Consider the following 9,550-nt stretch of genomic DNA (forward strand, 5'->3'; position numbering starts at 1 on the left):
TTCTGTATCTTATTGGCTGACCTTGCTGTTCGCAGTACCGGCAGCGGGTTTCGTAATCCGCACCTTTATTATTTTCCATGACTGCTGTCATGGTTCATTCTTCAAGAACCGGAAAGCCAACGATATTCTCGGTACGCTTACAGGGGTGCTGACCCTGGTGCCTTACCGCCAGTGGAAGCACAGCCATTCGATCCATCATGCCGGCAGCAGCAACCTCGACAAAAGAGGCATCGGCGACATTTGGATTATGACTGTGGATGAATATATTGCGGCGACTCCGCTTAAACGCTTATACTACCGGATTTACCGCAATCCGCTGGTCATGTTCGGCGCCGGTCCGATTGCAGTATTCCTGATTCAATACCGCTTCAATGCCAAGGGTGCAAGACGTAAAGAGCGCATGAATACTTATCTGACCAATATCCTGATTGCGGCTCTGTACGGGGCGATGATCTGGGCGGTCGGCTGGGAGGCTTTCCTGCTGGTACAGCTGCCAATCGTGTTCGTCTCCGGCTTTCTCGGCATCTGGCTGTTCTATGTACAGCATCAGTTCGAGGATACGTTCTTTGAGCATGAAGAGGAATGGAGTTATGTGATGGCTGCTGTGGAAGGAAGCTCTTATTATAAGCTGCCTAAGGTTCTGCAATGGATCACCGGCAACATCGGCTTTCACCATGTGCATCATTTAAGCCCGAAGGTGCCGAACTATAACCTTGAGCTGGCACATAACGCTACACCGCCGCTGCAGAAAGCAACGACAATCACCATCGGAACCAGTCTAAAGGCGCTCCATTTCCGGCTGTGGGATGAGGAGAATAAAGGTTTTGTAAGCTTCAAGGAGATCAAAGCCCGGCTGCGTCATCCTTTGCCTTCGGTAGAGGGGCTGAAAGTGCGCAATCCGGAACTCCAGGCCAAATAGTATGCTGCGCGTGCGCAGTCAGGAGAGGAAGTCAGTCCCGGAGAATTATCCAGCGGGTGCGGCTTCTTCTCTTTTTTTCCGGGAATTGCCGGTTAACGTCAGCTTTATGCTAAAATGGGGGTAATCTAACTGGCTAAAAGGATGGCTGACATGCAGAAGTGGCATCATATTTTTCATAAAAGTACAGGTCTGAGCCCTTATGTATGGGTTGTTTTTTACATCCTTCCGTTTTACTCCATTTTCCGCTCCTCTTCGATGGATCGATGGGTATATGGAATTGTGATGATTATTATGTTTTTTGCCTGTTACGTACTCGCCTTCAAATCTAAGGGATGGGTTGTTTATTTCTGGACGAGTGTGCAGATTATCGTATCCATTACGATGACGCTGATGTTCGGTTATATGTATTTTGCACTGTTTTTGGCCTTTTTTATCGGTAATATCCAGAACCGCGGCGGCTTCTTCACCATGTACACGATCCATTTGCTGACGACCATCGTAGCCATCAACTACGAGCTGATTACCCGAAATCCGGTATTCCTGTCGCAACTGCCGTTTGTGCTGGTGAGTATCATTGCTGTAGTACTGCTTCCCGCCACAACCTATAACCGCAATAATCAGGATAAGCTGCAGGGACAGCTGGAAGATGCCAATAAAAGGATTTCCGAACTGGTCATCATGGAGGAGCGTCAGCGGATCTCCCGCGACCTGCATGATACCCTGGGCCAGAAGCTGTCGCTTATCGGGCTAAAGAGTGACTTGGCCGGCAAGCTGATCAGCAAAAATCCGGCTCAGGCGGTCGTGGAGATCAATGATGTCCGCCAGACAGCCAGAAGCGCGCTGAAAGAGGTCCGTGAAATGATCACGCAGATGCGCGGCATCCGGCTGGAAGATGAGCTTGTGCGGATCCGGCAGTTTCTGCAGGCGGCAGAAATTGAATTCGAGCTGGAGGGCAGCCCTAAGCTGACAAATACTTCACTGATTACGGAAAATGTGCTTAGCATGTGCATTAAGGAAGCCGTGACGAATGTGGTGAAGCACAGCGGGGCCACGCACTGCCGGATTGGGATCGAGCCTTCACGGACGGATCTGGTCATCAAGGTTGCTGATAACGGTAGGGGCCTTAAACCCTCAAATCCGGAGGATAAAGGCCATGGCTTGCAAGGCATGCGGGAACGGCTTGAATTTGTGAACGGAAGCATGGAGATTGTGCAGAACAGCGGGACAACCATAGTGGTTAAGGTGCCTACGGTGATCCGGCAGCTGGAGCAGGAGGGGAAAGAGGAATGATAAAGATAGTAATTGCTGAGGATCAGCGCATGCTGCTGGGTGCACTGGCTTCGCTGCTTGATCTGGAAGAGGATATGAAGGTGGTCGGGCGTGCGGCCAACGGTGAGGAAGCCGTAAAGCTGGTGAAGCTGCATACGCCTGATATTTGTATTATGGATATAGAAATGCCTGCCATGACCGGACTCGAAGCAGCGGAGGCCCTGAAGAATTCCGGCTGTAAAGTCATGATTCTCACCACTTTTGCCCGGGCCGGCTATTTCGAGCGCGCTGTGAAGGCTGGAGTGGACGCCTATCTGCTGAAGGACAGCCCCAGTGAAGAGCTGGCCCTCTCCATCCGCAGTGTAATGGCCGGCAGACGGATTTATGCACCTGAGCTCATGGATGAGGCTTACAGCAGTGAAGCCAATCCGCTGACGCAGCGGGAGAAGGAAGTGCTCGGACTGATTGCCGACGGCAAAAATACCAAGGAAATCGCGAGCCAGCTGTACATTACAACAGGAACGGTACGCAACTATATCTCAGTTATTCTTGATAAGCTGGATGTAGGCAACCGGATTGAGGCCATTACACGTTTTAAGGAAAAAGGCTGGTTTAAGTAAGCGGGGATCCGCATATATTTCATCATAAGGTGGAGCTGTCATCCGGAATGTACAGTTACACCCGATCATCACGGGGGACCGCCAAGGTCTGCCCTGTTTTTTTGCGCGGATTTTCTTGGATAAGCTAATATATCTAGTTCCTTTCTCCTGTTTTTACCATTTGGAGGCGGTTGAGATTGGAAGCGGAAATGATTTTTGCTAAGATTAATGCAAACATGTGATCTTATTCCCTGTACTTGGGTAATAGAGATCATGTTCCAATTTTGCCCAGGTATTCTGTTTAATTCAGTTAAACCAGTCGGGAGGAATCTGATTTGCCTGAACTTACTTCATCCTATGTAGATTCGTTAGCACCGAATGCCGCCGCTATCAAGAATGGACAGGGGCTGGTACGCAAAAAAAGCTTCATCCAGCTTCACCGTTCAGAGAACGGAGAGCTGCTTTTCGGGCAATGTGCGGGAAGCGGGAAGACACCGTATGAATGCTCTGTTGATTTTGTGGCTCCGGAGAACCCTGTCTTCCGCTGTTCTTGCCCGAGCCGGCAATTTCCCTGCAAGCACACCCTGGGTCTGCTGTATGCCTATGTGGAAGGCCAGTCCTTTACGCCTGCACAAGTTCCTGAGACGATCGCAGCCAAACGCGAAAAGGCCGAGAAACGGGAAGAGAACAAGGTGAAGCAGGCTGCTGAAGGCGGCGGGAGTAAACCGAAGAAACTTAATAAATCAGCACTTAAGAAAAAAATATCAGCCCAGCTTGAAGGGCTGGATCTGTTAGAGAAGCTGGTGCTTTCATTGATCCGCGGCGGGTTGTCCACGATTGATGCCAAGACACTTAAGTCGGTTCAGGAACATGTGAAACAGCTGGGCAACTATTATTTGTCCGGTGCGCAGATTGAACTGCGCCGGTTCGCGCTGCTGCTGGGAAAGGGGCAGGACCGTGAGCAGAGCTATACATATGCTGTGGAGCAATTGACACGGCTGCATGCCTTCATCAAGAAAGGCCGGAGTTATCTGACCGCAAGAAGCGAGGACCCGGAGCTTGCGCCGGATTATGAATCAACCATAGATGAATGGCTGGGCCACGCCTGGCAGCTGGCAGAACTGAAGGAGTACGGGCTTACAGAGGCAGATGTTGAACTGCTGCAGCTCGCCTTCTACAGCTATGATGATCAGGCACGGCAGGAATTCGTCGATCTCGGGTACTGGCTGGACATGGCCGGCGGCAGGATCCACAAGACTGTACACTATCGCCCTTACAAAGCAGCCAAGCTGCTGCGGGAGGATGACAGCTGCTTTGATGTAGCCAAGATTCCGCTGCTCTACAAATATCCCGGGGAACTCAATGCACGGGTACGTTATGAAGAGATGACAGCAAGACCGGTCATTCCGGCAGACCTGGCTCAGGTTCGGGTGCATGCACACCGCAGCTTCGCGGAAGCAATCAAGAGTGTGAAAAATCAGTTAAAGAATCCGCTCGGCGATAAGCAACCGGTTCTGCTTCTATATGCAGCAAGCCTTGGAGTGACAGAGAACGGCCAATATGTCATAACGGATGAAGCCGGCGGGCAGCTTGTGCTGGGGGATATCTCCTCACTGCCCCAGGGTACACTCCAGCTGCTGCCATTCCTGCCTCCTGCCAGTCTCAAGGGCTGCTCGCTACTGGTGATGTTAGAACATGAACTGGACCAGGGCAGGCTGGTTGCCCAGCCGCTAAGCGTCATCACTGATGAGGGAATTATGCGTCTTCTATACTAAGCAAACTTTATGAATATTAATTATCGTATACCTTTGAGTAGGGGGGACTGCCCATGAGTACAGCATTATTACAAGAGCTTCATCAGGAAGTCAGAAGGCTTTATATTGCCGGCAGTGACCTGGCGGCAGACGACTTCCGCCTGAAACGCCTGCTGCCGCAGTTTCAGCAGCTGGGTGAGCGGGCAGCTGTCTTTAAGCGGCTCGGTGAAGGCGTGGCGGCCCTTCTTAAGCAGGAGAGTGCGGGGGAGGCTGCTCCGGCGGTGAAGCTGCAGGAGCTGAACCTTCTGCTGGAGTCTGTGCTCTATACACAGGGCGCTACATCACCTGCCGGTATTCCAGGCGAGCTGCCGCGCAGCAGCTTCACCCTGGAAACCAAAGTATCTTACCGCAAGCTGGCTGCCGTCCGGCAGGCGCTGACCACAACGGGCAGCGGCAGATATGAGACGGTAGTAGAAGCGTTCAATGAGGGGATATTTCAAGATTTGCGCCTGCTGCCGCTGGCTATCGGTTCCTTAGGTGACCCGTATGCCGAGATCGCTGAATTTGCCATGAAGCAGATTCTGCCATCCTACGGCTCCGCAATCGCTGATTATCTCATACGGGAATTCGATCCTTCCGGCGGGAAGAGCGATGTACGCAAGCTGCAGGTGATCGGAGAGGCAGGCGGGCCGGAGCTGCTTCCTGAGATATTTAAGGCAGCTGAGAACGGTAGCGATGATGTCCGTGTTGCAGCTATCGGGTGTCTGGCCGGACATGAGGCGTATACGCCGTCATTGCTGGAATGGACGAACGATAAGAAGAAGCCGATCCGTGAGGCCGCATATGCAGCATTGGCTGCCGGCGGCTCGCCGGAGGGCAGGGAACGGCTGTTTGAGGCGTTTGCCGGGAAGAAAGACCGGGCACTTGCAGCCGAAGCGATTGCGAAATGGCCTTCCGCTCCGCTTGGAGAGCGGCTGTCCGTGCGATTCATGGAGGAGCTTCAGGAAGCCTTACAGCAGGACAATACCGACAAGAAAAAGAACGAGAACGTCTGGGCCAGCATTCAGCCTTATTTAACCGCGCTTGAGGAAGCACGAAATCCGCTGCTCGACCAAGTATACAGCTTTGTGATACAGAATTATGAAACGTTTATCGCTTTAGGATGGCTGCCTCTGCTGGATCAGGCAGCTTATTATGAGGAAAGGGCTTCTTCAGAAGAGGGCCTGGAACTTCTGCAGGAGCTGGAGCAGCGTAATTCGCGTTATTTACCTCACTATTTCCGTGCGGCGCAGCAATTGCTGAGTGCAAAGGAGCTCTATAAGCAGTTCGGCGGAACAATGATGAGCAGGCTGAAATCTAAAGTATCGAAAGAAGCGGCAAAGCGTGACCAACAGCTGCTGGAAACGCTGGAGCGGCAGATTATGAATGCTGAAAGCGTTGTGTACGAGGTTCCCTGGGATTCCTACAGAGACCGCCAGCAAATCTGGAGGGAAATGCTGTCTGCTGACAAGATTGCAGCAGCCTGGGACCCCCGCTGGCTCGACTGGTTCATTGACCAGGACGCGCTGGATCTGGTGTGTGCCTTTGCCCGGCCGGATTCGGCAGCCGCACGTAATTATCTTCTGGGTAAACTTCAGGAGCAGAGCGGTAAACGGAGAGGACACGATTTCATGCCCCATCTATTTATGGGACTGGAACGTGGAGGCATGGCAGAGCCGGAACGGCAGGAGCTGCTGATGTCCATCCTTGAGAAGGATAGACAGTATAACCCGTATATGATTCCATATAATTTATTTGATTTAATGCTCCGCTTTCCTTCAAGCTACATTAGCCGGATCGAGGCTGTTGCACCTAATTTCCGCTATGAATGCAAAACACAGCTGGAATATCTTCTGAATCATTTGCAGAGACAGAAATAGCGGACTTCGGAAATTGAATTAACGGTTTACACAAAGGAGAGGTGTACATGTCAACGGGACAAGAGCAGCTTCAGGACTATATGCGGCTGCCTGCAGAGGTTTTGTATCGGGAGGAGCTTGAAGCACTGCGCAGGGAGGATAAGGGCAGAATTCCGGCAGGCTGGCAGATGTCACCGCGTGCAGTATTCACATTCATCGCCGGAGGTAAGGCCGGAAGCAAGGTCATTACCCCGAAATATATAGGCAACACGCGGCTGATCGAAATGGCCGTCGCTACGCTGGTCACAGACCGGGCGCTGCTGCTGATCGGAGAACCGGGAACGGCTAAATCCTGGCTGTCCGAGAATCTGGCTGCGGCGATTTATGGCAACTCCGGGCTGGTAGTTCAGGGGACGGCCGGTACAAGTGAGGAGCATGTGCGCTACTCCTGGAACTACGCGATGCTGCTGGCGAACGGGCCGACCCCGGAGGCGCTGGTCAAAAGCCCGATTATGCGGGCGATGGAGGACGGGGGAATTGCCCGGTTCGAGGAGATTTCCCGCTGTGCCTCCGAGGTGCAGGATGCGCTGATTTCCATCCTTTCGGAGAAGACCATCTCCGTACCGGAGCTGGGCAAGGAGGCCGGTGCCCGCAAAGGCTTCTCGATCATTGCCACAGCTAACACCAGAGACCGCGGGGTCAATGAAATGTCCGCTGCGCTGAAGCGGCGGTTCAATATCATCGTACTGCCTGCACCTTCAGATCTTGAAACAGAGCTGTCCATTGTCAAGAAAAGGGTTGCTGAGATTGCATCCTCCTACGAGCTTCAGTCTGCCGTACCGGCGGATGATGCCCTGCTAAAGGTTGTGACGATTTTCCGGGAACTGCGCAGCGGCATGACGCTCGACAAGAAGGAGAAGGTGAAGACGCCGGCCGGGGTAATTTCCACCGCAGAGGCGATTTCCCTCTTGACCAACAGCATGGCGCTGGCTGCAAGCTTTGGCAACGGTGAGCTGACTGACAGTGATCTGGCTGCGGGCCTTCAGGGGGCTATCGTCAAGGATGATGATAAGGATAAGCTGGTCTGGAAGGAATATCTGGATAATGTCATGAAGAAAAAAGGAACGGAGTGGCGCGGCCTGTATCAGGCCTGTAAGGAGATGAACGAGTGATTAAGGCTGCTGAAGCTGGAGTGAATATTTTCGGGGTGCGGCATCTGTCTCCCGGCGGCGCACAGCATCTGCTGGAATATCTGGATGAGCTTCAGCCTACGGCGGTGCTGATCGAAGGTCCAAGCGATGCAACCGGGGAGATTACACATCTGACCCAAGGGGCGACTAAACCGCCAGTCGCGATATTGGCCTTTACTGATGAACTGCCCGTACGGACGGTGCTCTGGCCGTTTGCCGTCTATTCACCCGAATATCAGGCAATGAAATGGGCTAAGACACACGGTGCTGCAGCTGCATTTATTGATCTGCCTTCTTCGGTAACGCTCGGTTTGCAGGATGCCATGAACCGGGGGAGAACCGCTGTACGGGAAGCAGTGCCTGCTGCCGATCCATCGGGTGAACCTTCCAATGTTGAGGTTCAAGACGAAGAATCGCTGTACAGCCGGATCGCCCAGCTTGCCGGTGAATATGATTATGATATGTATTGGGAGCGTAACTTTGAGCATAATGCGAGTGCCGGTGCCTATCTGACCTCCATCCTGTCCTTCTCCTCGCAGATGCGTGAGCTTGGTGAGGAGAAGGAGCTGCGGGAACAGCCGTCGGAATATGCCTATAATGCGCTGCGCGAAGCTTATATGAGCCGTCAGATTCAGGCTGCAATTGCAGGCGGACATGAGCCGGGCAAAATTGTAGTGATCTGCGGAGCTTATCATGCTTCTGCACTTGCCGGCCAGGCGGCGCCAATGAGTGACGAGGAGCTGGCAGCCCTGCCGTCCCGCAGTACCAAGCTGACGCTGATGCCTTATTCGTATTATAAGCTGTCTACAATGTCCGGCTATGGGGCTGGCAACGCCGCTCCGCATTACTTCGAAATGATGTGGGAGACGATTGAAGCGGGGCGGCCGGAGGAACTGCCGCACCGCTACCTGTCCTCGGTGGCCAGCCATGTGCGCAGCGGCGGCACTTATCGTTCTACAGCCGAGGTCATTGAGGCGGTCAGGCTGGCGGAGTCGCTGGCCGCGCTGCACGGCGGCAGCAGGCCAACCCTGCGGGATTTGCGCGATGCCGCACAGACACTGCTCGGGCATGGCGATCTTGCAGCTATAGCGGAGCCGCTGGCGAGAGTGGATGTTGGTACAGCGATCGGTTCTCTCGCTGAAGGCGTCAGCCAGACACCGATTCAGGATGACCTGAACCGGCTGCTGAAGACCTACAAGCTGGAGAAATACAAATCCACAGTTGCAAGCGAGCTGCAGCTTGACCTCCGGGAGAACCGCAGAGTATCTAGCAGTGAAGCCGCTTATCTGGATCTTCACCGTTCGGTTCTTTTCCACCTGCTGAACCTGCTGGGAATAGTCTTTGCCAAGAACCGGCCAAGCAGCCAGGACAGTGCCACCTGGGCGGAGCATTGGGTCATTCAGTGGTCGCCTGAGGTGGAAATCCAGGTGGTGGAATCCACACTACTGGGCGAGACAGTGGAGGTGGCTGCAGCCTATGTGCTGCGGGAGAAGCTGCAGGAGTGCCGATCCATAGCGGAAGCTTCGGCGCTGATCCGGATCGCCTGTCAATGTGCGATGACATCGCAGATGGAGGAAGGCAGCCGGGTGCTGCAGAACCTGGCAGCTCTCAGCAGGGATGTCGTAGGCATGGCTGCTGCGGCCCGTGAACTGTCAACCATCCTTAGCTTTGGAGACATCCGCAAGGTCGAAACCGCCCCGCTGATGCCTCTGCTGGAAGAGCTGTTCCGCCGCGGCTGCCTGTTCCTGCTGGATGCCAGCGGCTGCAACGATGAAGCTGCAGGCGCTATGCTTACGGCTATGAATGAGCTAAACGGGATATCCCTTGAGCATGGGGATACCCTGGATGAGAAGCTATGGCTGCAGGAGCTGCTGCTGCTCTCCGAACGGGATGACCGCAATCCGCGGCTCTCCGGCTATGC

The 9,550-nt window shown here is 53.6% G+C and carries 7 protein-coding genes; all 7 read left to right on the forward strand.

All coding sequences use genetic code 11. The features are described 5' to 3' along the window. A partial coding sequence (gene desA, locus AQR02_RS09150) for a Delta(5) desaturase DesA (RefSeq protein WP_245237246.1) occupies positions 1 to 919 on the forward strand: 919 nt, incomplete at its 5' end. A 150-nt stretch (positions 920 to 1,069) separates the two neighbouring features. Further along, positions 1,070 to 2,209: a sensor histidine kinase gene (locus AQR02_RS09155; RefSeq protein ID WP_054940303.1), complete on the forward strand. Its 1,140-nt coding sequence runs from the start codon at positions 1,070 to 1,072 to the stop codon at positions 2,207 to 2,209. Further along, positions 2,206 to 2,808 (forward strand): response regulator transcription factor, encoded by a 603-nt coding sequence (locus AQR02_RS09160; protein WP_054940304.1) that lies wholly within the window; start codon positions 2,206 to 2,208, stop codon positions 2,806 to 2,808. Before AQR02_RS09155 ends, AQR02_RS09160 begins: the two co-directional genes overlap by 4 nt. Before the next feature lie 314 nt (positions 2,809 to 3,122). Then, positions 3,123 to 4,562 (forward strand): SWIM zinc finger family protein, encoded by a 1,440-nt coding sequence (locus tag AQR02_RS09165; RefSeq protein ID WP_054940305.1) that lies wholly within the window; start codon positions 3,123 to 3,125, stop codon positions 4,560 to 4,562. Positions 4,563 to 4,615: 53 nt separating this feature from the next. After that, the gene (locus AQR02_RS09170) at positions 4,616 to 6,460 is read left to right on the forward strand and encodes a HEAT repeat domain-containing protein (protein ID WP_054940306.1); all 1,845 of its coding nucleotides are present in this window, start codon (positions 4,616 to 4,618) and stop codon (positions 6,458 to 6,460) included. Positions 6,461 to 6,507: 47 nt separating this feature from the next. Beyond that, positions 6,508 to 7,611 (forward strand): AAA family ATPase, encoded by a 1,104-nt coding sequence (locus tag AQR02_RS09175; RefSeq protein WP_054940307.1) that lies wholly within the window; start codon positions 6,508 to 6,510, stop codon positions 7,609 to 7,611. Beyond that, a partial coding sequence (locus tag AQR02_RS09180) for a DUF5682 family protein (protein WP_425339966.1) occupies positions 7,611 to 9,550 on the forward strand: 1,940 nt, incomplete at its 3' end. The genes AQR02_RS09175 and AQR02_RS09180, both read left to right, overlap by 1 nt.

Source organism: Paenibacillus ihuae (assembly GCF_001368795.1).
In the GTDB taxonomy this organism is placed as follows: Bacteria; Bacillota; Bacilli; order Paenibacillales; family Paenibacillaceae; genus Paenibacillus_AQ; species Paenibacillus_AQ ihuae.

What these genes read in the sequence shown, in the direction of transcription:
- AQR02_RS09155 (WP_054940303.1), top strand. Translation starts at nt 1,070, where the DNA reads ATGCAGAAGTGGCATCATATTTTTCATAAAAGTACAGGTCTGAGCCCT.
- AQR02_RS09160 (WP_054940304.1), top strand. Translation starts at nt 2,206, where the DNA reads ATGATAAAGATAGTAATTGCTGAGGATCAGCGCATGCTGCTGGGTGCA.
- AQR02_RS09170 (WP_054940306.1), top strand. Translation starts at nt 4,616, where the DNA reads ATGAGTACAGCATTATTACAAGAGCTTCATCAGGAAGTCAGAAGGCTT.
- AQR02_RS09175 (WP_054940307.1), top strand. Translation starts at nt 6,508, where the DNA reads ATGTCAACGGGACAAGAGCAGCTTCAGGACTATATGCGGCTGCCTGCA.